This is a genomic window from Gammaproteobacteria bacterium, from assembly GCA_034522055.1.
Taxonomy (GTDB): domain Bacteria; phylum Pseudomonadota; class Gammaproteobacteria; order JAABTG01; family JAABTG01; genus JAABTG01.
The window spans coordinates 2,783,099-2,804,243 of record JAXHLS010000002.1 but is presented as its reverse complement, the minus strand read 5'-3'; the positions used below and the strand labels follow the sequence as shown (position 1 = coordinate 2,804,243).

The 21,145-nt window shown below is 61.8% G+C and carries 19 protein-coding genes, 2 pseudogenes and 1 riboswitch; of the genes and pseudogenes, 5 read left to right on the top strand and 16 right to left on the bottom strand.

The annotated features are described in order from the left end of the window. Positions 1–9 precede the first annotated feature (9 nt). The 9 genes from U5S82_13540 to U5S82_13500 all read right to left on the bottom strand — a co-directional run bounded on the left by U5S82_13540 (position 10) and on the right by U5S82_13500 (position 9,887). Positions 10–1,833 (bottom strand): hypothetical protein, encoded by a 1,824-nt coding sequence (locus tag U5S82_13540; GenBank protein MDZ7752655.1) that lies wholly within the window; start codon positions 1,831–1,833, stop codon positions 10–12. Further along, positions 1,830–3,620 carry a phospholipase D family protein gene (locus U5S82_13535; GenBank protein ID MDZ7752654.1) on the bottom strand — a complete coding sequence of 597 codons (1,791 nt, stop codon included), beginning with the start codon at positions 3,618–3,620 and terminating at the stop codon, positions 1,830–1,832. The genes U5S82_13540 and U5S82_13535 overlap by 4 nt, the downstream gene beginning before the upstream one ends. Then, positions 3,620–4,834 (bottom strand): DUF6361 family protein, encoded by a 1,215-nt coding sequence (locus U5S82_13530; GenBank protein ID MDZ7752653.1) that lies wholly within the window; start codon positions 4,832–4,834, stop codon positions 3,620–3,622. Before U5S82_13530 ends, U5S82_13535 begins: the two co-directional genes overlap by 1 nt. 29 nt (positions 4,835–4,863) lie before the next feature. Beyond that, positions 4,864–5,418 (bottom strand): cyclin-dependent kinase inhibitor 3 family protein, encoded by a 555-nt coding sequence (locus U5S82_13525; protein MDZ7752652.1) that lies wholly within the window; start codon positions 5,416–5,418, stop codon positions 4,864–4,866. A 10-nt stretch (positions 5,419–5,428) separates the two neighbouring features. Then, positions 5,429–6,079, bottom strand: a complete 651-nt coding sequence (locus U5S82_13520) for a tetratricopeptide repeat protein (GenBank protein ID MDZ7752651.1) — start codon at positions 6,077–6,079, stop codon at positions 5,429–5,431. Beyond that, positions 6,076–7,074: an ADP-ribosylglycohydrolase family protein gene (locus U5S82_13515; GenBank protein MDZ7752650.1), complete on the bottom strand. Its 999-nt coding sequence runs from the start codon at positions 7,072–7,074 to the stop codon at positions 6,076–6,078. Before U5S82_13515 ends, U5S82_13520 begins: the two co-directional genes overlap by 4 nt. Continuing rightward, the gene (locus tag U5S82_13510; protein ID MDZ7752649.1) at positions 7,061–7,840 is read right to left on the bottom strand and encodes a hypothetical protein; all 780 of its coding nucleotides are present in this window, start codon (positions 7,838–7,840) and stop codon (positions 7,061–7,063) included. The genes U5S82_13515 and U5S82_13510 overlap by 14 nt, the downstream gene beginning before the upstream one ends. Continuing rightward, complete coding sequence (locus tag U5S82_13505) at positions 7,837–8,832, bottom strand: DUF6569 family protein (protein ID MDZ7752648.1); 996 nt, start codon at positions 8,830–8,832, stop codon at positions 7,837–7,839. Before U5S82_13505 ends, U5S82_13510 begins: the two co-directional genes overlap by 4 nt. An 80-nt stretch (positions 8,833–8,912) precedes the next feature. Beyond that, complete coding sequence (locus U5S82_13500) at positions 8,913–9,887, bottom strand: WYL domain-containing protein (protein MDZ7752647.1); 975 nt, start codon at positions 9,885–9,887, stop codon at positions 8,913–8,915. A gap of 46 nt (positions 9,888–9,933) precedes the next feature. Then, positions 9,934–10,012, top strand: a riboswitch (SAM riboswitch). Positions 10,013–10,166: 154 nt separating this feature from the next. Between U5S82_13500 and U5S82_13495 the strand changes: the two genes are divergently transcribed. From U5S82_13495 to U5S82_13485, 3 genes are all read left to right on the top strand, one after another. Then, positions 10,167–10,463: a hypothetical protein gene (locus U5S82_13495; GenBank protein MDZ7752646.1), complete on the top strand. Its 297-nt coding sequence runs from the start codon at positions 10,167–10,169 to the stop codon at positions 10,461–10,463. Positions 10,464–10,542: 79 nt separating this feature from the next. Next, on the top strand, positions 10,543–11,073 hold the full coding sequence (locus tag U5S82_13490; GenBank protein MDZ7752645.1) for an HD domain-containing protein: 531 nt from the start codon (positions 10,543–10,545) through the stop codon (positions 11,071–11,073). Between the two features lie 389 nt (positions 11,074–11,462). Further along, complete coding sequence (locus U5S82_13485) at positions 11,463–12,446, top strand: IS1595 family transposase (protein ID MDZ7752644.1); 984 nt, start codon at positions 11,463–11,465, stop codon at positions 12,444–12,446. Between the two features lie 554 nt (positions 12,447–13,000). On the opposite strand, the gene U5S82_13480 is transcribed toward U5S82_13485, so the two are convergent. The 3 genes and pseudogenes from U5S82_13480 to U5S82_13470 form a co-directional block, all read right to left on the bottom strand. Continuing rightward, positions 13,001–13,153, bottom strand: a complete 153-nt coding sequence (locus U5S82_13480) for a hypothetical protein (GenBank protein MDZ7752643.1) — start codon at positions 13,151–13,153, stop codon at positions 13,001–13,003. Between the two features lie 130 nt (positions 13,154–13,283). Continuing rightward, a pseudogene (locus U5S82_13475) lies at positions 13,284–14,682 on the bottom strand (transposase). Positions 14,683–14,738: 56 nt separating this feature from the next. Continuing rightward, a complete protein-coding gene (locus U5S82_13470) occupies positions 14,739–15,428 on the bottom strand; it encodes a DNA methylase (protein ID MDZ7752642.1) in 690 nt (229 codons plus the stop codon). Positions 15,429–15,560: 132 nt separating this feature from the next. On the opposite strand from U5S82_13470, the gene U5S82_13465 reads away from it, so the two are divergent. Next, positions 15,561–15,914 carry a hypothetical protein gene (locus U5S82_13465; protein ID MDZ7752641.1) on the top strand — a complete coding sequence of 118 codons (354 nt, stop codon included), beginning with the start codon at positions 15,561–15,563 and terminating at the stop codon, positions 15,912–15,914. Here U5S82_13465 and U5S82_13460 read toward each other — a convergent pair. The 3 genes from U5S82_13460 to U5S82_13450 all read right to left on the bottom strand — a co-directional run bounded on the left by U5S82_13460 (position 15,865) and on the right by U5S82_13450 (position 17,744). Next, positions 15,865–16,686 (bottom strand): hypothetical protein, encoded by an 822-nt coding sequence (locus tag U5S82_13460; protein ID MDZ7752640.1) that lies wholly within the window; start codon positions 16,684–16,686, stop codon positions 15,865–15,867. The two genes, U5S82_13465 and U5S82_13460, sit on opposite strands and share 50 nt — an antisense overlap. 343 nt (positions 16,687–17,029) lie before the next feature. Beyond that, entirely contained in the window at positions 17,030–17,221 is a 192-nt protein-coding gene (locus U5S82_13455) for a hypothetical protein (protein ID MDZ7752639.1), read from the bottom strand. Between the two features lie 52 nt (positions 17,222–17,273). After that, complete coding sequence (locus tag U5S82_13450; protein ID MDZ7752638.1) at positions 17,274–17,744, bottom strand: hypothetical protein; 471 nt, start codon at positions 17,742–17,744, stop codon at positions 17,274–17,276. Between the two features lie 260 nt (positions 17,745–18,004). Between U5S82_13450 and U5S82_13445 the strand changes: the two are divergent. Beyond that, positions 18,005–19,476: pseudogene (locus tag U5S82_13445) on the top strand (transposase). 982 nt (positions 19,477–20,458) lie between these two features. On the opposite strand, the gene U5S82_13440 reads toward U5S82_13445, so the two are convergent. Next, a complete protein-coding gene (locus U5S82_13440; GenBank protein MDZ7752637.1) occupies positions 20,459–21,118 on the bottom strand; it encodes a transposase in 660 nt (219 codons plus the stop codon). Positions 21,119–21,145: the final 27 nt, after the last annotated feature.

Sequence of the window (21,145 nt, the reverse complement as noted above, 5' to 3'; positions counted from 1 at the left end):
TGGGCTAGATCAGCCAGTGGGAGACAAGGCAACAGCAGCAGGAACAGCCGGTGACGTGACCGATTGCCGCCCGTGCTGTGGGTCAGGCGCAGGCGCGGTGACTGCTGACCGGCAGGGTCCTGGTAAGCCTCCAGTTGCCCGTCCATCATCCGGCGCTCGGCCTCGTAGCTGAGCACGCCGCTCACCACCTCCGGGACCACGTTCCATGCCGAGAACAGCAGGGTCTTGGTGCGGTCCTCCTGGCCCTCGAAGGGGCCTTCGAGCGGCCAGTAGGGGACCGTGGGCGGCATCCAGAGCAGGCGCCACAGCCCGCCGTCCAGGCAGGTCCCCGGCGAGAGCGCGCAGCTTGGCGTTGGCGGGCTCCAGAGGTGCCCACGCTTCGAGGCCCCGGGCCTGCAGGAATGACGACGCATGGTCGTGCAGCACGCGCGTCAGCTTATCAGAAGGTGGGTCCCGGGCTTCCTCCAGGCGCTCGTTGAACCGATAGTTGCGCATGAAGTGCAGCAGGTAGGGCGCGGACTTCCAGTAGGTGATGGGGTCCTGGTCACCGACGGCCCTGAAGAGGGCGTCGGCCGCCACGTATTGCCGCACGTCCTGGTGCAGCAGCGCGAGCCCCGTCCTGGCCTCCTCCACCATGCCGTCGAGGGATGCCGTAGCCCCCACCCGCTCGGTACGGGTCATGACGGCCAGGAGCGTCTCCTGCAGCGCCACCTTGGCGGGCGCGACCGCGCTTACGTCCCCGAAGGCCGCACGTTTCAAGGCAGCGCTGAAGGCTCCAATCTGTTTCTTGAGGCCCGCCACCCGAGCCTCGTCTTCCGCCATCAGGAACCGCGTCGTGGCCAGGAAGTCCGCGTAGTGGTCCTCCTGCTCGATCTCCGCATCCGCCGTGTAAAGCTTGTAGGGGGTGGCCGAGAGCAGCAGGGTACGGACGGGGTGCCCCTCGGGTGTCCGCGCCCGGAACAGGGCATGGGCCAGTTCGGCCGCAGGGTCGCTCTTCTCCGCATTGTTCTCCAGCAACGACTTGAAACGCTGAAACTCGTCGAGGATCACCAGGTCCGGCTCCAGGGCGTCTACGCAGATCCCGGCCAGCAGGTGGCGCAGTTCGCCGATGAGCCGGTTGCGCCGTTGTCGGGTCGGCTCCGGCCAGTGCTTGCGGTGGCGGGCGAACCATTCGTCAAGAAGCGCCTCGAGTTCGTTACTCACGTCCGGGCGACGTCCGTACTCGGCGACGAAGCGCTGCTGGATACCGGGCTCCAGGGGGATGTTTCTCTCACTCTCCTCCAGCATCCGCCGCCACCGGTCGGTGCGGGTGACGCCACCCTGCAACAGGTTCATAAGCGGGATGCGGCGGCTCACCAGGGGGGACAGCAGGCGGAAGAGCACCGCACGTTCTTTTGCCTGGCCACTGGAGTTCCCCATGTCGAATGAGGTGGAGGGCGTGAAGCTCACGAAGTTGAGCCGGCTCTCGGTGAGGCTGGCTCGCCCCTCCTTCGGGGCCAGATCGGTGGCAAGCATGGTGAGCCGTGTGGAGAGTGCGACGCTTTGCTCTTCGCCGGCACTTACCCGAAGCTTCTCGCGGTTTGCGCGCGCGATGCTGACGTTGCTGCAGATATAGATGATGTCGATCCGACCAACATCATCCCATAAAAGATCAATGGCGCGGGCGATGACGCCCCGGGCGACGAGGGTCTTGCCGAGACCCACCTCGTCGGCCACCAGGAAACGGCTGGTGCTGTCCCCGGCCTCGAACAGTCGGTGGAAGGCGTGGTCCACCGTGCGGCGCTGGAAGGGCTTCAAGGGTGCCAGGATGGCATTCAGATCCGGCCGCGTCATGAGGTCCCGCGCTCCCGGACGACGATATCTACCGCCTCCCATATCGCGTACAGGTCGTCGGGCACCAGGGGCGGGTCGGACTCCGTCTCGCGCAGGTCGTGGATGATCGACCGCAAGCGCTCCAGGCGTTCCGGGTCGCGGGACGCCACGCGCATCAGGTCCTCCAGCAGGGCGTCGCCGCCCGGCCCCATATGCCACGGAGAGGCTGCCGGCCCTGGGTTTGTTGTTTCGTCGACTATCACCAGGCTGTCGAGACCGCCGAGCAGTGCACGCAGGAATCGCAGGAGCTTCTCGGGGCTATCGATGAGGCTGCGAAGCACGTAGGCCAGCCGGTGCTCCGGGATCCCCTCCGCCGGCAGCTTGAGGGTCAGGGCGATGTCATCCACCCGCGCTTCAGGCGCATGGAGCCTGAAGGCCACGAAGGTACTCAGCTGTTCCACCGGCAGGTTCCAAGTGAGCGGCAGTTCCAGGGACCGGGCCTGGTCCGCACTCAACGATATCGGCCAGGCCCGCACCTCGATTCCTTCGGGTATGGCCAATTCGCCGACCAGAGCCCAGGACCAAGTCTCCCCGTTGTCGCTGCAGGTCACTTTCAATGTCTCGTCCTTGATGAGTGTGTCGCGCATGGCTTCCAGCCGCTCCCGGGCGTGGCGTTCGGCCTCGCCTTCGGTATCGGCCTCGCTGCGTCGATACGGCGCACAGAGGCCGCGGAAGCCCGCGTCCAGGAAGCGATCGATACCCATCCCTCGGGGGCCAGCCTTTCTTCCCTTGAGCTCGGCCATCACCTCAACGTTGCGGCCTTCGAAGGCCGCGGCAGTGAGGTTGGCGGAGCCCGTGAGCCAAGTCGCCTCGCGCCCCTGCTCCACGACGATGAGCTTCGCGTGTAGGCCGCTCAAGTGGTGCGAAGCCTCATCCTCCGGCTCGCTCTCTGCGGCATCCACCATGACATGTACCGACTCCCAGGGAGCGAGGTCCGCGGCCGAGAGCGCGTCCAGGGTGTCCTGGCGGCTCACCAGCTCGCAAGGGCCTGAGGTGAGGTCAGCCAGGTACTTGAGAGCCTTGCGGTTGGCGAAAGGCGCGATGGCGAGGGTGCGCCGGCCCGTCTCGAGCGGGCGCCAGCGCTGGGGTTTCGGGCCGATGCCGGTGACGTGGAAGACGATGTTGTCGCCAGCGCCTTCCGGTGCCGGGAAGAGGGTACGCTCCGCATCGGCGGCGAGTGTCTCGACAGCAGCGACAGCAGAATCTGGTGGGGCTTCAGTGGCCAGGCCCGGGAGTTCCCGCAGCAGGTTGCCAAGGGCACGGGTTGGGCGGCGCCTGCCTGGTCCCTGCGGTCCGCCCTCGCTGGTGAGGGCCACGTCCCAGGACCGGTCGAATGTGAGGTTGCGCGACATGACCGCCACCCGCAGCAGGGGCTGGTCCGTCGCGTCCAGGAAGCGTGCCACCCACACCTTGGGATGGAAGGCGCCGCCGTGAGGCGCGCGCACAGGGTGCACGCTGTCCTCCAGCAGGGCATAGAGCGGGCGCGCCGAGCGCGGAATGGCGATGCCCCCCTCGTCCACGAAGACCCGAATGCGCTCCGCCGCCTCACGCAGTGGCTCCACGAGGGCGAGCGGGTCCTCGAGAAGCTCCTCGATGCCGTCGTCGACCCGCTGGAGGGTGGCCAGTGGCAGGGCCAGGAGGGCCTCGAGGTCCAGACTGTAGGTGGTGATCACGGCGGTGTCGAAGCGATAGCCCGGTGGCGGGCGCAACAGGTCGACCGCGACGGCGCGGGTATCCGGCGAGAGCATCAGGCTGCCAGGCCCCGGTGCAGATCGGTCAGGAGCTGGCGGACGCGGAACCAGCGGAAGTCCATGCGCCCCACCCCCACCCGGCCGCGGCAGCTCCAGTCGAGCAACCGCCCGGCATTGGCCAGCCGTGCCCGCGGACCCTTGAGCTGGAGCTCGCGATGCTCGACGAGGTTCTTCAGGAACGCGTCGCTGGCCACCGCGGCGGGACCGATCGCGGTAACCCGCCTCGTCCAGCTCTCCACGAACCGCCGCTGAGGCTCGACCAGACGCCCGTCCTGCTCGGCCACGAACGTCCACAGGGCCCGTGGCCCGAACGGCGCTTCCGACCGCTCACGGGCGGCCCATTCGTCAAGCTCCGTTTGATAGTCACTGATCAATCCCTGATCGTCGCCATGCTGCCTCGCGTAGTGTTCGGCCAGTACCAGATTGTAGAGGAGCGGGATGCCCTCCACGTGCAGGGAGAAACGCCGCGCCAACTCAACCGTGGATGCAATCTTCCGATTCGCCCCGAGGGCTGCAGGGTCTTCCCAGAAGCTTTCGGCCGGGGTGGCACTCCCCGCTCGTGCCAGCCAGGCCAGCAGCGTCCCGCCGCACTGCTCCTCGAGCCGCCCTCTGATGAAGTCCGCCTCCTCGGCGGCCAGGTCGAATGAGGCCTTCCACGGGAACCCCTTTGGCGCTGGGGGCAGGCGCGGGTGCCAGATGGGCTGTCGGCTCCACACAATGCCCGGATCATCGGGCCGGCCGGTCTCCGAGATGCCGTGGGCCAAGCTCTCGAAGTGGGTATGGAGCCAGCTCTGGCTTTTCGAGTGAGAGAAGACTCGCCAGCGCACCATGGCGCCCCAATAGACCTCCGATGGCAGCCGGCTAAGCCGCGACCTCGCCATGGATCCGATGACGCCTTGTGTGTCGTCGCTATCCAGCAAGGGCCCGATCAACCCTGTTTCCGCATCCCGTGCCGCCCGGCTCACATCCATAATCTCCCCGCTGCGAACCCGCGGTGCCAGCCGCTGGTAGAGCCACGGGATGAACAGCACGTACCTCAGGCGAGTCTGGATTGAAGAGGTGCCAGGGAAAAGTGCATCGGACAGGGCATCGCGTAGGGTCCCGAGTCCCATCTCGTCCACGGTACCCTGCTCGCTGAAGAGGTCGAGCACTCGCTGCATCTTCTCACGGTCGCGCACCGTGAGGTCCAGCCATGTCAAAGCAGGTTCCATTGTCAGTTCTTGTTATTCCAAATTTCCACTTATACGTCGCGGACCCGGCACTTGTGAAGCACGAATTCCTCCTGCTCGGGTGTCTCTACCGCACCCGGTCGCGACTCACGCACCCGCCGCAGGGCCTTCTCTGGGCGCTCAGCCTGTTCTATGAGCAGCCGCGCGGCCACCAGGCCGGTGCGGCCGAGGCCACCGCGGCAGTGGATGACGATGCCCTCGCCTTCTTGGATGCGGCGGTGCAGGTCGGCACTGGCGGCGGGCCAGGCGGCCTCGAAGTCCTCGCCGGGTATCGACACGTCGGGGATGGGCAGCTGATGCCAGGTGAGGCCGTGGGCCTTGGCGCGGGTGCCAAGATCGGCGACCCGCAGGTAGATGAGCTCCGGGGTTTCCATGAGGGTCACCAGGGTGGTGGCGCCCCAGGCGGTGATGGCGGCGAGATCGGTGTCCAGGTCCCGCTCCCAGGGGCCGGTCATGGCGTGGGGGTCGTGCTTGCCGGGGCAGAACGTGAGGCCCAGCCGGCCGCCGCCGGGCAGTTTCAGGGTGGCGATTTCCAGGGGATGGGTGCTGCTTGTTCGGGGTTTCATGGGCATTCCCTTACGCATTCCCGTTAGCCGCCTCGGCGCGCCGACGACAGTGGTCCAGCCTCTGGTCGAAGTCCGCCACTTCGGCAGGTACCTCCGGGTGCTGCGCTACCAGTTCCACGAGGTGGCACAGCGCCCGGGGATCCCGGGGGTGTAGTTCGGCGGCCTTGAGGTACATCCCGGCAGCCGCTGCTGGCCGGCCCTGCCCTTCAAACGAGGCGCCCAGGTTCTTCCAGGCGTTGTGGCGGGCCGGGTCGATCTCGATGGCCTTGATACAGTATGCCTGTGCGGCCTCGTACTCCCCGAGCTGGTTGAGGGTGTAGCCGAGATTGTTGTTGAGCAGGTAGCGCACCCCGGCCTCGCCCGCGTCCAGCGTCAGGCCCCGCAGGTAGCTGTCCCGGGCATCCTGGAAGTCCTCCGTCTGCTCCTGAAGCTGGCCGAGGTTGAGCAAGTACCGGGCCTCGTCCGCCGGGTTCGCCGGGGTCCTGAGGAGTTCGCGCACCAGCTGCCTGGCCTCGGCGTGGTGTCCCGCGCGGCTGTAAAGGACCACCCGATCTAACGTGAGCGCCTCCCGGGTCGCACGGTCCTCGCACCGGGCGATCTGCCGGCGCAGGTGACCCTCGGCCTCCTCGAAGGTCAGTGGGATGTGTTCGTCGTCCGTCATGGTGCCGCCTTCTCCAGTCGGTCTTCGGTCCCTTTGGCCAGCCGGATGGACAATGCCAGCAGGCCGTCGGCCATGGCAGTGATGGTCTCGGCCCGGGCCAGGCGTTCGCGCCAGGAGCGGGGAATGGCATCGGCGCCATAGAAGGCCCCGGCCAGCTGGCCGTAGATGGCGCCGGTGGTATCGGCGTCGTCGCCGAGGTTGACGGCGGCCAGCGCACCGGTCTCGAAGTCGTCGGTGGTATGAAAGGCCCACAGGGCGGCCTCCAGGGCCTGGACCACGTAGCCGGTACCGCGGATGTCCGGGGGCTGCTTCGTCTTGAACGAGCCAGCGGCGACCTCATCGATGCGTGGCGCCAGGGGTTTGGCCTCCCAGAGTTCGGGTAGCGGGCTGTAACGGGGCGCCAGCAACGCCGCCTTGGGCACGCCGTTCAGGGCGCCGACCATGAGTCCGGCGTAGTAGCGGCAGGCATCCACGGGCTCGGGCGCGGCATGGGTGGTGCGGGACATGATCCCGGCCAGGCGCATGGCCTCGGCGGGGTCGTGGGCGAAGGCCAGGGGCACCGGAGCGAGACGCATCAGGGAGCCGTTGCCGCCATAGCGCGGGTCGGGATCGCCGGCCAGCGGGTTGCCTTGGGTCTCGAAGCGGCGCAGCGCCGCGGATACGGTGGCGCCGATGTCGAAGCAGGTGCCGGTGCTGCTAAGGTGACCCTCACGATACCAGCGCACGTAGCGGGCCATCTGGTCGAAGAGGTCGAATCCCTCGCACGCCAACAGGCTCTCCGCCAGGCACAGGGCCATGGACGTGTCGTCGGTCCACTGGCCGGGCTCCAGGTCGAATGGGCCGCCGCCCACCATGCCGGTGATGGGCGTGAAACCGCCCGGCGGGCTGAACTCCAGGGTGGTGCCGAGGGCGTCGCCCGCAGCGAGCCCCAGGAGTGCTCCCCGGTAGCGGTCGCGGCGATTCTCCCCATGACGCTGCGCCCTACCCCCTGTCATCTCGTCCTCCCGCATGCGCCCCGCCGTCAGTCCCGATTCGATAGTCCTGGAATCGTGGTGAATCGTCCTCTATCAAGTCAAACATCCGGTGGCGCAGGGCGGGATCGTGGATGTGCTTGGACGCCGTTTCCCAGAAGAAGCGCTTGTAGTCGTCCGGCCCGGCCGTCAAGCGCAGCGCCACCATGTGCATATAGTCCATGAGTTCCACCCTGTCCGGATCGGCGCCCGTGAGGTCCGCGTCGGTGTAGACCTGGTGGATAAAGCCCAGGGCGCCATTCTGGTCCACGTCGTCCAGGGTCTCCAGGCAGCGCCACACGTCCACCATGAGCTGATAACGAACGGGCGTGCTGGTCGGCGCCAGGTGGATGGCGGCGGTGAGCATGCGCGAGGCCAGCAGGGGGCCGTGGTCCTCCCGCACACGGTCGGCAGCGGCGAGGATCATCGCCTCTACGGAGGGCATCGCCAGGTCCTGGCGCAGGCGCTCCACCATGTCCTCGAGGAAGCAGTCGAGCGCCCGCTCGCGCCCCGCCATGAACTTGTCCGGCTCGAACCAGGAGATGAGGATCCCACACAGCAGGGCATAGCCCTTGAGCTGGACGCGCTCCTTGCGCTCCAGGCGCTCGTAGTCCTCCCCGTCCACGAAATAGGGCATGGCGCCCGGGGCCGGGGCCGCGGAGATGTCCTCGCCCCAACCCTCGGGCATGAACTTCCACACCACCGAGTAGCGGCCCCGGACTGGCGCAGGCATGAGGTGCTGTTCCTTCATGACCGTTCCCCCGTGTAGCCGTGGCGCCGCTGGTAGCTCCGGGCTAGCCGGCTGGTGCGCTGTGCGCGCTGGTTCTCGTCGGCAGCTACCCGGAACAAGCAGAGGTGGACCACCCGGGCGTCCTTCACCAGGGCGCCGCCCGCGAGGCCATCGGCCCGGACCCTCAAGTCCTCACCCTCGCCCAACGCCGGGAAGGTTTCCACCCTGGCCCGGGTGGCGGATTCGAGGAATGACTGGGGGTCGGAGGCCCCCGCCTCACGTTTATGGCTGTCGAGGGCATCCAGGGCATAGCTCTCCACCAGTTTCGGCTGCACCGCGGCCAGGGTGGCCGGGCTATCGAAGAGGTCGAGCCCCACCACATGCCCGTCGATGGCGAACAGCGCCCCGACCTGGCCCTCGAAGGGCACGAAGGCGGACTTGAATGCCTCCAGCGATTCCCGGTGGCGCTCGTAGAGGGCCTCGGCTGCGCCGGTGTCGGAATGGGCCTCCATGCGGGCCGACTTCTCTGCGATGTCCGACCACACCTCGCCCTGGTCACTCCGCCGCGAGCCGGATGAGCGCATTGAAGCACTCACCTGCGCCGCCTTGCGGGCGCGGCCGGCGGCGTAGTGGGCCCGTTTGGCACTGGTGAACTCCTCCGAGCGGCGATTCCAGCGCCCGGCCTCGACGCAGGACACCGGGATGACGATGGTGGCTTGGGCCGGGGCCAGCACGGTGAGATTGAGGATGCGGTTCTGCTTGGCGCCGATGAGTTCCTCGCCGTCCAGCAGCAGCACGGGCTTCCCGCAATCGTTGACGAACTTGAGTTCCGGCACGCTGCCGGACTCCGAGACCTCGGTCACGTGGGCGCAGCCGGAATCGAGGGCGGCGTCCAGCAGCAGGTAACCAGGCTCGGCCGGCCCTTCCGCGAGGAGCGGATAAAGGGTCAAGTTAAGATGAGTCCGGGGCGCCCCCAGGCGGACTTCGGACAGGCATTCGGCGATGACGGACATGGGGACCTCCCCCGGTGGTCAGCAGTGGAGGGTGCCATTATTACGGGGGTGGTGGCTCACCAGGTGAGCCTTCAACGCCGTCAGTCGCCGTAGACGGCGCCGGCCTGGGCCAGACGCTCACGTACCTTGTCTCGCAGGCCCGGAGGCGCCAGCACTTCCACCTCGGGGCCGTGGCGCAGGATGTCCATGATGATCTCGGTGTCCACCGAATAGGGCACCCTGAGCTCGTAGCGGCCGTCCGCGTCGAACTCGCCCTGCTGGCGCGGGTGCCAGACTTCCTTGGCCACCCAGCGGGCGTTGGTCGCGGAGAAGCGCAGCACCGCGGTGCTCGATGCCTGCCCGGAGAAGATCCCGTACCCTTCCTCGAAGAAGGCCTTCAATTTGGCCTCGGCGACGTTGCGGGCCTTTTTTCCCGTCGAGGAGACGTGGCCGATGGCGTCCATGCTGAAGCTCCTGAGACCCTTCCTGAGGTGGCACCAGGTGTCCAGATACCAGGTGTCGCGGTAGTAGACGATCCGCTGGGGTGAGACCTCCCGCTCGAGGGTTTCGTCGGTACTGCGGTTGTAGTGCTCGATGACGAGCCGGGTGCGGCCCAGGGTGGCCGAGGCGATGGCCTGGAACAGTTCCGGGCGCACCGGGCGCACCGCGGTGTGCAGGATCCGCACCCGGTTCTCGATGGCCTCGGCGGAGTGGTCGACGCTCTCCAGCAGCATGCGGATACGGGTCCGCAGGGGCTCGATATGCGCGCTCAGCAGGCCTGGCTGGAGGTCCGCCAGCAGCTGCTCCATGGTCAGCAGCGCATGGACCTCGGTGGCATTGAACCACAGGCCCGGCAGGACATAGCGGGGCGGGTCCTCGGAGTGGACCTCGTAGCGGTAACCCCGGTGCTCGCGGTCCCAGACGATGGGAGCATTCAGCCGATCCCGCAGGTACTCCAGGTCCCTTTTGACGGTAGCCCTGGACACCTCCAGGTCGTCGATGAGCGTCTCCATGGGGACCACCCGGCGCTCCTGCAGCAGCTGGTCCAGGCGGTAGAAACGTTCAGTTCGGTCCATATCCACGGCCCTCCAATTCCATGACAGCGCCGCCCGGTCAGCGTATACTAACTACTGCGCCGATTTGAGTACCAGCTTGCTGGGCGCGTTATAAATGCAGCTAAAGCGGGCGAGAACCCGCTTTGGCTGCGCCAGGCGGGTTTTTTCATGCCCGCGAGCCGCCGGATTTAAGCAACAACTTACCGGGGCGGCCTATAAATTCCGGCTAAAGCGTTGGCCGTCCGTTCACGCTCCCCACCGGACCCCGCGCTCTGAGCCCCGGGGAGCAGAAGAACAACCTTGAGCAGACACACCCCCGGTGGCCACCGTGGCCACATCGTCCCCTTTCCCCGATCCCCCGTCCCGCGACGGCCTACCACCGAAGCCCCCGGGAATGCCGCGGCGGAGGTGGTGGACCTGTCCTGGCAGCAGATGTTACGCGCCATCCATGAAGAGATGGAGCTCGGCCTCGTGCTCCAGTGCAGCTACGAGCCGTGGCGAGTCAACCGCTTCATCGAGCGTCGTCGGGCCCGCAACGCCCGCCGCGACGCCAGGCGAATGGCCCGGCTTGCGGATAAGCGGGATCAGGATGGCTGACGAATACGTACTCCACATGGACGACAACGCGGTCTCTCGCCGCCGCCCATGCCCCCCCCACGACGAAAGGAGATGCACCATGAAACACGAAGAGCTTTCGCAGCTCATGAAGGCCCTCGCTTTCGCGGCCCACAAACACCGCAACCTGAGGCGCAAGGACGCAGCCAAAACACCGTACATCAACCATCCGATTGCCCTAGCCAACATCCTGGTGAACGAGGGCGGCATTACCGACCTCGATGTCATCTGCGCCGCCCTGCTCCACGACACCATCGAAGACACGGAGACCACGGAGCAGGAGCTGAGGGAAGCCTTCGGAGTCGCTATCGCCGGAATGGTGGCGGAGGTCACCGACGACAAGCGCTTGGCCAAGGCCGAGCGCAAAGCCCGGCAGGTGGAGCATGCGCCCAGCCTCAGCACCGGCGCCAAGCTGGTGAAGCTGGCCGACAAGATCGCCAACCTCCGGGATATCCTGGAGGCGCCGCCGGACTGGCCGGATGAGCGCAAGCGTGAATACTTCGCCTGGGCGAACAAGGTGATCGATGGCCTGCGTGGCGTCCATGCCGAACTGGAACTCGTATTTGATCAGACCTATGAAAGGAGGTCTTGAAAGTGCGCCGCGCCGGAACGACATGGCGTCCCTCAACGTCTGTGCTGGGACCGAAGTTGGCATTAAGGTCAGGAACAGTCTGGCGTTTCGACCCTACAGATAGCCCCCTGCTCGATTCGCCTATGGTCTGTTTCCGGCCACCACCAAAAGCACGCGCCAGAAGCCAGGGGAAGCAACTTGGCAGGTCTCCGGTCCGGCCGGAGGTCGAGGAGGCCATACGAGCCGCCAGGGCTGAGGGTAAGAGGATCCTGAAGATAGCCCCAGAACTGGACGTCGGTGTCAGCGTGATTCAGCAAGTGGTGGCGGAGTAGTCGCATGAGCGCTCTTCAGGTGATACTGTATATCCATATGGGGTATCCCTTTAGCTCCACAGATGGCAGAATTGGCTCATGGACGCGCCAAAGCTACCACCGATCGCGGGTACGGACTATCCAACAACCTGGGTTCAATTCCTTGACTGGTTCCATTCTGAGCAAGCTTGTCGCGATTACTTGGAAAAGCTGCGGTGGCCCGATGGCCTGATCTGCCCGAGGTGCGGCGCATCAAGCGAAGCCAAGCGAATCAGTCGTGGCAGAGTGATTTGTCCGGCATGCCGGCACCAGACCAGCGTAACGGCGGGCACTATTTTCGACAAGACACGCACTGAGCTTCGGGTCTGGTTCGCTGCTATTTGGTATATCACCAATCAGAAGCACGGCGTAAGCGCGTTGGGATTGCAGCGTGTGCTTGGGCTGGGGAGCTACGAAACAGCCTGGACGATGCTGCACAGACTGCGACGCGCCATGGTGCGCCCCGGCAGGGAATTGCTTGACGGAGAAGTGGAAGTCGATGAGACCTACCTTGCCCTGACCGACCGGAAAACGCCAGTTTCTGCGCTCGGCCGCAAGAGCCGCACCACAAAGGCACTTGTTGCCATCGCCGTCGAGATGCTTCAACCCAAAGGGTTCGGAAGAATTCGGATTCAGCAAATCGCGCAAGGCGACTACGAGCACCTGCTACTCTTTATCCAGGAGTCTGTTCGTTCGGGCGCGACCATTCACAGTGATGGATCTGCCGCCTATCGGAAACTGGACGATGCCGGATATAAACACCGCCGCACAGTCCATATAGGGTCCGAAACGGCCGCTCATGAATCGATGCCGGGCGTTCACCGGGTCGCCGCATTGCTGCAACGCTGGATGATGGGCACCCACCATGGAGCTGTCCAACCGAGCCAGCTGGACTACTATCTGGACGAATTCGTATTTCGATTCAATCGCCGAACTTCGCGATCTCGGGGGCTGCTCTTCTATCGCCTGCTCCAGCAGGCGGTGATTACGAAGCCGGTGCCCTACGGGAAAATCGTAGAAACGTCCCAGAAAGACGAGAATTGAATCCTGTGGAGCTAAAGGGATACCCGATATATCCATACAGCTACCAGTCACGACCATGCGGTATCGCGTCCAACCCCTTCGCTATCAAGGCCGCCGTCGCCGCTGGCGTGACGTGGCGAACGCCAAGCCTTTGGTGGGCGAACTCTTAACCCATGTCCAGTTATCCAAGGGCGGCATCCCCGTGAAAGTCGCCTTGCTGCAGGACCCTACCGCTCCGGCGGGTAATGCGTTGCTTCCCCCGCTCTACGAGCCCATCCTGGTACTTATCGGGCCTACTTCCCTGCGGCTACGGGGTATCGAACACGCAAACGGGAGCGCTGTCGTACAGGAGTGGTTCTGCGAGGAGATCTCACTATCCCCATCCCCGGAACCTTAGACCGCCTTCCCAGCTCGGCCCCCGAGCCTTCCCTTCATGGGAGATAGCAACCTATTTGGTTGCGCTTCTGGGAGAAGCGAGCACTGGCCCCCGCTACCGAAGGAGCGCCGAGGGAGCCGACCTTAGGTGCGGCTGAGGTGTCCCTCTGTCGCACGAGCGCATGTGATTGCTATGTGTTTCAGAGATATTCTTTCATACAGTCATTTATTAACTGACGCTCTTCAGCCGTTGGACTCATTGATAATGCCTTTTCAAAGATCTCCTTGCCCCACTGCTTATCATTTAGTTTATCAGGTTTCGCTACGTTACACGCAATATTCAAAAAATCCATGGCGGATTCTGCTTTCTCCAAAGCTGCATTGAATATAGTTATAGATCTCTCCCTGTCTAATCCTTCAAAGAAACACGCAATATCTAATAAGTAATTAGAGTCTTCTATTCTCGTGAGTCCCGACTTCTCGTCAGGACGCGAGTCGGAACATGCTGATTCTTTCAGTGTCCTGCCGTTCGGTGATGAATTTTGCCAGGGAATGGGTTTTGGCGGAACTCAAGAGAAATTCCGGCAGCGTGTTGCGTAGCGCATGAGTGACGACGAGTTCCGACGGGGGAATACCGGATCGGATCGTCCGCAGCCACGAGCCGAAGGATTTCCAGATGAGCTGCGGGAAAACCACCGACAGATACTGAAGCAAGCCTTGAGCGACGACGCCGGCCTGCATGAAGACGTGGTAGGCGTGGATCTTGCGTTTGACGTTCTCGCGATACCTGCGCGTTTCCCGGTGCAGGTATTGATTGCCCTTGCGGCGTTTGAGCGGCTTCATGTCCTGCATCCAGAAGTGATAGGCGAAGGTGCCGATCTGTCGGACGGCCTGCTTGAAGCTGTGCTCGATCTTGAAGCGCAGGCCGTAGAGGCGAATGATCTCGACGGCGTCCAGGGCGACGTCGGTGCACATCAGCAGGGAAGAGCCTCTGGTCGGGTGGATGACGGCGACGAAGCGCACGAGCTGTCCGGCGGGCCGCCAGAGCAGGTCTCGGACCTGGTACCGAATCGTGACGTTGTCCTCGCCGTAGACGGGGCTTGGCGCGGATTGGAAGTCGTTCGTGTCGTTCAGCAGTGACCTGAGCTTGAGCTTCTTCCCGTAGCGTCTCGGCCGGCCTCTTTTCCTCGGGCCGCGCTGGTGATAGGGGGTGTAAGCGACGGCATTGGATCGGACGCGGGTGACGAGATGGTTGCCCTCGGCGATGAGGCCGCGAACCATCTTGCCGGCGGCGTAGTAGGCATCGGCAACGTAGTAGAAGGGTTCCGTGATCGCCACGGTCTGAATCAGGGCGAGCATCTTGTCGAGCAGGGTGCGCCGGTCGCGATTGGAGAAGACGAGGCCCTCGTGGATGCGCACGGCGAGGGGGACAGCGAAGACGCTTTGGTCGGCCTCAACCAGCAGGCTCACCGCCTGAAGGGAGTGTCCCATGATGTATTCGGGCTTGGTGTTGGCGTCGGACTGCTGATGCAATAGCTTCACGGCGGGCATCTTCTTGCCGCGCTTGGGGACTTGATCCCGTCCCCGACCATGACGCGGCGGCCGTTGACGAGCAGCGGCGCGGGAAAGAGCCGCAGCACGGCCTGGGTCCACAGCGCCGCGAGCCGCTCGAGCTTGATGGCGCGGCTGTGGAACGAATCCAGCAGGTTGTCGTAGAAGCGGGGCTTGAGGGCGAGCGCCCGCACGAGGCTGGTCACGCCTAAAGATCGCCTCGCACGGTGAGACCGGCCACGGCGGTGGCGAACCACAGGAAGGTGCGCAGGCGCGAGAACGCCGGACGCAGCAGCCAGATTGCTTTCCACCAGGACTCCCATAGCGACATCGTCCACCTCCCATGAAGTGAATGAAACGGTGATTTGGCCCACCGCGCGGGGCCGGTTATGGAGAAGGCGTGCCGGGCTCGGGCTCCTGGACTTCCACGGCCATCACGGCCGAGAGCACCGCCAGGCGCTCGGCGGGCGGCATGGCCTCGTAGCGGCGGGCCCAGCTCACCGCCTTGCGCTTGATGCGTTGGCGGTCCGTGAAGTTCTTGCCCGCATAGCGCGCCCAGTGCAGGCGCTCGACGCTGAAGTTGAACCACAGCTTCTCGGTGACGACGCCCGCCTGGTTCATCACCTGAAGCTCGAGGCTGCGCCACCCGGCCAGCCGCTCGTCGTAGAGCGCCGAGGGGTAGCCGGAGAGGATCACGTGACAGGGCAGGCACTTGAGCAGCTCGAGCAACGCCACGTGGTCGTGCTCTTCGTAGTCGAAACGGTATCGGCGCTCGCCGCGGCGGGTCGGCTGCAGATAGGGCGGGTCGCAGTAGATGAGCTCTCGCCCCCGATACGCATACTCGGCCAGGAATCGGTGCGCGCAACCATGCACCAGCTCGACCGGATAGGGGCATTCGAACTTCGCGAGTGCTCGCCGATTGCGGTCGATGCCGATGTTGACGAGCGCCGGCGGCTTGCGTTGCATGATCGCCCCGCCGCCGAGGTGGCTCTCGATGTAGGTGTCGTGGGGCGGCATCAGGGCGATGATCGCCTGGCACAAACCCGACGTCGCCTTCGATCCGAAGTAGCTGCCCATCGCTGCCGATCCGTGTCCGTGACGACCAGCAGACTAGCTTCATTCAGCTAGGGTGTCAAACGACATCGATGACTCGGCGGCAGCGCCTTGCGTACCTGATGATCGAACGTCCGCCAGTGTTATGCTATCGACATGAGTGAGAAGCATCCCTTCGCCGGCGGGCTACTCGACTACATGGGCTCGTCCCAGGGCCAACGCTCCATCGAAGTTTCAGACGCTCTCTGGGCGCTCATGGACGACGTGCAGCTCGATCCCGGACGACGCGAGATCATCTGGCCCGAGGCCCAACGCCTCAGCTTCGATCAGTCCATCGAATGCATACAGAAGGCGTATCCGGACTTCCCTCGTGAGCGTATTACGAGCTTCCTGATCTCCTGGCTCGAGCACTACGCCCCGGAAGATTACTCCCGGGAACAACTAGACGAACTCGATGCGCTCACCGAAGACTGGCTCGACGAGCTCGAGGGTCAGTACGGGGAGCAATAACCGCCGAGAACTCGGGACTCTTGAGTTCTATTGGCCTGAGGCTATTAATGCATAGTTCTATAGCCCAGCTCTTATCATTTAATATTTCTTCATTTGCAATTATTTTTGCAGTATCAAAATAATCCGGCCAAGACATTTGGCTCTCAAATTCCACAACCTTCTCAAACCATTTACGCCCCTCGCTTTTGTTGTTCAGTTTCGGCGTATGCGCCAAACAAAATGCGATCTCTAAATAGTCATTCCAATACGTAATATTTTTAGCTGCTTCTTCGATTAGTCTTGACGCCCATTCTTTGTCTCCCAATATCGAATTGTCCGCAATATATTGTGCTATGTGAATAATGTCACCATTTTCTAAGTTTTTGCTAAGGAGCATTTCAAATAATCCTCTTGCCCATTGCTTATCGTTTAGGCCGTCTGGATCAGTAATATCGCAGGCGATATCACGGTAAATATCAATGTCACTAGAATCTTCGTCTGCCTTATCTAAAGCTTCTTTAAAAAGCACTCTCCCCCAATGTTTATCATCCAATAATTCTTTGGCTGATACATTATAGGCCAACATTTCAAAATCCGAGACACATTTTGCCTTCTCGTAAGCTTTTCCGAAAACGATCTTAGCCCATTCTTTGTCGTTGATACTATCTTGATGTGACAAAACGCACGCAATCTCGATATAATCTTTGCAATCTCCTGCTTTATTTAACGCGTCTTGAACCAATTCCTTCTTGCCTTGATTATCTAAAGATTTTTCATTTTTCTTTATATGCACACATATTTCTCTTGCATCTAATGCTTAATGCTTCTGAATTAAGCATTGATTTTCCCTTTTTGTTGCACATAACAGTCTGAATAACTAAAAAGTGTCCGTGTTAAAACACGGAATATTTCCTCGCGATCCCAAAAATACGGTGCGGTGCTCGGGGGCACGCGAGGTACGGGAAGGCTGTCCATAGCATTCACCGTCATTGACGGGCCTTCGACAGATTTCTAGTCACTGCCTCCCGTGTGGCAATGTCGTTTAGCCCTAATTGCGAAATTGGTCCAGGTTTCGCCTGGAGAAGAAGCGAACACATTTAGTAATGCAGTTTCTAGGAACTCTTTCCCGGGGCGAATCACCTCTCCAACTGGTTCCATCTGTGCTGGCATGTTGCCGGGTCAGTCAGCCTATCTGTCATCCAATGTGAGAAAAGGAATACCTTCTCAGCAAGACCTTTGCGCCACTCCTCAACCTTGCTGGAGTCGGAAGTGAATCCAATGTGCTCGACCTCAACCTCAACATCACCCTCGTTGACGGTCCACTTCACTACCCACCCACATTCTCTAGGAGGTTAGACTTCTCGTTACCTTCCGACATTGCTATGCCCTCACCTTGCTTACAAACCTGATCGGCTCTGATGAAAAGAAGTCCATGAACAATCTTCTCTCTACAACCTTTTCAAGATGGTGTGAGACTGTGGGTTCCTCCATTTCCTCACTGTTGTAGCCCATTCGATCAAACACGATCATCTGAACGAGGAAGCATCCGTCAGCTACCTCAGTGGTATCCGATGTAGCATTGACCTCATCGTTCGTGATCGACACAAGGATGACATGCTCCCCGTATCCGTTGTCGCCCTCTGATGAGTTGTAATCTACCTGCTCGACGTTGAGCTTTAGTGCCTCGCCGTCAGCGTTTTGAATCTCGTAGGTTGTTTGAAAGTATCCGTGGTCCTCTTCACTCCAAGCGAACCACAGAAGTTTAATTGCTTCGAAGAAAGCGTCGTCGAAGAGGTCGCCCACTAGGTCCGCTCCCTGAATGTCCAGTTCCTTTGCAATGCTTCCTGACATCACACAGCCTCCTACTGTAAGTAGAACCCACTTCGTGGGTTCGGCTTCACCCGTCCATTAACGCTATCGTCTGGTTGGAGGGAGACTTTAGAGACAGGGAGTAGAATCCTACTATGCGTTGTGTGCAGGTCCTTACTTAGAATTCAGAAAATAAGCAAGAAGTCCTTCTTAACTTATTGATAAATAGCATAGAAATACTTCAGGATGAAATATAAAGGCTATTACAAGACCCTCGGCGTGGACCGCTGTGCCTCTACGGAGAATACTACCCGACGTTCATCGCTCATTTGGCGGAGCAGGGCCGGCCGCTGCCGTGCAGAGGGAGTTCGAGGACTATCTCAAATGCAGCCGTCTCGAGCACGGCTTCCTGCGGGTGCACTGCGAGTCCTGCCACGCCGAGCGCCTGGTTGCCTTCAGTTGCAAACGAAGTGGCTTTTGCCCCAGTTGCGGGGCGCGGCGCATGGCCGAAAGCGCGGCGCTGTTGGTCGACGAGGTGCTGTCCGAGCAGCCCATTCGCCAGTGGGTGCTGAGTTTCCCGATTCTATTGCGCTTTCTGTTCGCCAGCTGGCCCGAGATCATGGGGCGTGTGCTGGGCATCGTCTACCGCTGTATTGCCACGCATCTGATCAAGCAGGCGGAGTTCTGCCGTACGACGGCGCAGACCGGTGCGGTTACGCTGATTCAGCGCTTCAGCAGTGCGCTCACAAAATCACTTGGAACGATTTTGAACAGCCGAAGGCGGCCCCGGAGGGGGGTGAAGGGCAGGATCCCCGGAATCACCTCAACATCCACTTTCATATGCTGTTTCTCGATGGGGTGTACGTCGATGGCCCCGAGAGCAGCGCTCGGTTTCGCTGGGTCAAGGCGCCGACCAGTGCCGAACTCACGCAACTGACGCACACCATCGCGCACCGTGTGGGCCGCTTTCTGGAACGGCAAGGCCTATTGGAACGAGACGCCGAGAATAGTTACCTCGCCGAGGATGCCATGGATGAGGGGCCGATGGCTCAGCTCCTGGGGTGCTCGATCACCTACCGCATCGCACAGTCGGTCCTCGACAGAGCCGCAAGGTATTCACGCTGCAGACGCTGCCGGCCTGTGATCCACAGGATCCGTTCGGTGATGCTGTCGGCAAGGTCGCCGGTTTCAGCCTGCATGCTGGTGTAGCGGCGCGGGCAGATGAACGTACGAATCTCGAACGGCTGTGTCGCTACGTCAGTCGCCCGGCGGTGTCTGAGAAGCGCCTGTCGCTGACGCCCAATGGCAACATCCGTTACCAGCTCAAGACACCGTACCGGGACGGCACCACGTATGTGATCTTTGAGCCGCTGGATTCCATTGCCCGGCTGGCGGCGCTGGTGCCCCGGCCCAGAGTCAACCTAACCCGGTTCCATGGGGTGTTTACTCCCAACAGCAAGCACCGGGCGTTAGTGACGCCGGCAAAGCGGGGCAAGGGCAACCCAGCCAAGACGACGGATGAAACGCCAACACCCGTCGAACGCCGTGCGTCGATGACGTGGGCACAGCGGCTCAAGCGTGTATTCAATATCGACATTGTGAGACATGCAGCGACTGCGGCGGGGCCGTCAGAGTCATCGCCTGCATCGAGGATTCGGCGGTGATCAAGCAGATCCTCGATCACCTGAAGCACAAAGCCGAAACCCGCGAGTCCAGGGCGTTACCCGAAAGTCGGGCGCCGCCGGCTGGCCTGCAGAAGGGCCTGTTCAACTGACGATCCCGAAAAAACACACGGTTCAACTCAAGATGCTGGCTTATGCAGGTGGCAGGATTTCGCCTTGCCGGGTAGCGGGAATGGAACTGGCTGTGGAGAGAAGAGGGCGAGTTTTGGTTGATAGTAGTGCAATGCAGGCCAAATATCAGGGATATTGAATGGGTGTCAGGTGGGTCATTAGCAGTCCCACTACTGGTGGACTTAGGTGAAAAGGGCGTTTATTTTTCCTAGACTTCGTTCTCCGCGTGTTTCCTTGACTGCGCGGACATTAAATGCTGTAGAGGATGGTTAGGTCAACCTTTCCGACGGTTGAAATTGTAGAACCAATCTCCGTTTATTATCATTATTGGCACCATTATTAATATGAATAGTGCAAACGGAAATAGCAAGATCATCGCCAACACGTAGTCGCCGTAGTATATTGCTCCCGCAGCGTATATGAGCAAGGAGCCTATAATGGCAAAAGCAAGTACGCCTTTGACAAAACCAATGATGTCGCTAATGCTGTTCAATGTGCTCTCCTATAAGAATGTCAGTAGTTCATCAACGGGGGATGACTTATGTTTCCAGTTCTCGAAATCCCATTGAGTTAGACTATCCGCACATACGACGATATGCTGCGAAAGTTAACACGAAACGTTACATTTGAGCATGGTCAGGGGTCCCTCCTGAGGAGGGATTTTAGCCCAGGACGGCCGGAGGGTCAGGTTTCGGAAATAGAAGAAGCGAGCGCATCTGGGAACCCTGCTCCTTCAGCATTTCATAAACTGCTGAATTGTTTCTTTTCTGGCCAAGCAAAACCCCACGGTGCAGGTAACGCGCTCGGTGACGCGGCTACTGTACCTGTATGAGCGACTGCCGCCCGTTCAGCTTTCAAGTCCGTTTGCATTACGCATTACGGTGACAGTGCATTTATTTGGCATTACGGTGGGCATTACGGTGACAGTGCATTTATTTCCGCTACCCATCACCGCCGCCTCGCCTATCGCGGCTTCGGCCCCCGCTTGCCGGGCTTCAGCGTTCGCCCGACCTGCTCCTCGACCCGCCTCAGAAAGGCATCGTTTCCAATGGGGCGGCCGATGGTTTCCGACCGGCGCAGGGCGTCGAACCGGGCGTCTTCTCCGCCGGCAGCGATGATCTGCTTCGCGGCCACCAGGTACGGCGTCAGCGCCTCGACGTCCGTCACGCCATCCCCCTTACCGGGACGAAGGTAGGCGTGGATGGATGACCAGGGCCAGTCCTGCACTTTTTCCACCAGCCGTGCCCGCAGGGGGTTCAGCACCACATAGGCCATGGCCGCGACCAGATGTCCCTCGTCCATCGCCACACACCCGAACCGGCCCTGCCAGAAATGACCAGTGCGCCGTTCGCGGGCATGAACATGCCCGGCATACACCCGGTGAACCCGCGACAGCACTGCCCGCAGCCCGTCCTTGTCCGACGGCGTCAGGATCAGATGAACGTGGTTCGGCATCAGGCACCATCCCCAAATACCGACCCCGTGTTGTCGGCCATGATCGGCCAGAAGGTCCCGATAGAGGTGATAGTCCGCGTCCTCAAAAAACGTCCGCGCCCGCCCGTTGCCGCGCTGGGTCACGTGATTCGGAACATGCGAAAGAACGACGCGGGCGAGGCGAGCCATGGAACGAAGCTAACCGGAGGCGGCGAG

Coding starts and splice junctions, on each gene's coding strand:
- U5S82_13540 (MDZ7752655.1), bottom strand. CDS start 1,833: ATGACGCGGCCGGATCTGAATGCCATCCTGGCACCCTTGAAGCCCTTC.
- U5S82_13535 (MDZ7752654.1), bottom strand. CDS start 3,620: ATGCTCTCGCCGGATACCCGCGCCGTCGCGGTCGACCTGTTGCGCCCG.
- U5S82_13530 (MDZ7752653.1), bottom strand. CDS start 4,834: ATGGAACCTGCTTTGACATGGCTGGACCTCACGGTGCGCGACCGTGAG.
- U5S82_13525 (MDZ7752652.1), bottom strand. CDS start 5,418: ATGAAACCCCGAACAAGCAGCACCCATCCCCTGGAAATCGCCACCCTG.
- U5S82_13520 (MDZ7752651.1), bottom strand. CDS start 6,079: ATGACGGACGACGAACACATCCCACTGACCTTCGAGGAGGCCGAGGGT.
- U5S82_13515 (MDZ7752650.1), bottom strand. CDS start 7,074: ATGACAGGGGGTAGGGCGCAGCGTCATGGGGAGAATCGCCGCGACCGC.
- U5S82_13510 (MDZ7752649.1), bottom strand. CDS start 7,840: ATGAAGGAACAGCACCTCATGCCTGCGCCAGTCCGGGGCCGCTACTCG.
- U5S82_13505 (MDZ7752648.1), bottom strand. CDS start 8,832: ATGTCCGTCATCGCCGAATGCCTGTCCGAAGTCCGCCTGGGGGCGCCC.
- U5S82_13500 (MDZ7752647.1), bottom strand. CDS start 9,887: ATGGACCGAACTGAACGTTTCTACCGCCTGGACCAGCTGCTGCAGGAG.
- U5S82_13490 (MDZ7752645.1), top strand. CDS start 10,543: ATGAAACACGAAGAGCTTTCGCAGCTCATGAAGGCCCTCGCTTTCGCG.
- U5S82_13485 (MDZ7752644.1), top strand. CDS start 11,463: ATGGACGCGCCAAAGCTACCACCGATCGCGGGTACGGACTATCCAACA.
- U5S82_13480 (MDZ7752643.1), bottom strand. CDS start 13,153: ATGGATTTTTTGAATATTGCGTGTAACGTAGCGAAACCTGATAAACTA.
- U5S82_13470 (MDZ7752642.1), bottom strand. CDS start 15,428: ATGGGCAGCTACTTCGGATCGAAGGCGACGTCGGGTTTGTGCCAGGCG.
- U5S82_13465 (MDZ7752641.1), top strand. CDS start 15,561: ATGAGTGAGAAGCATCCCTTCGCCGGCGGGCTACTCGACTACATGGGC.
- U5S82_13450 (MDZ7752638.1), bottom strand. CDS start 17,744: ATGTCAGGAAGCATTGCAAAGGAACTGGACATTCAGGGAGCGGACCTA.
- U5S82_13440 (MDZ7752637.1), bottom strand. CDS start 21,118: ATGGCTCGCCTCGCCCGCGTCGTTCTTTCGCATGTTCCGAATCACGTG.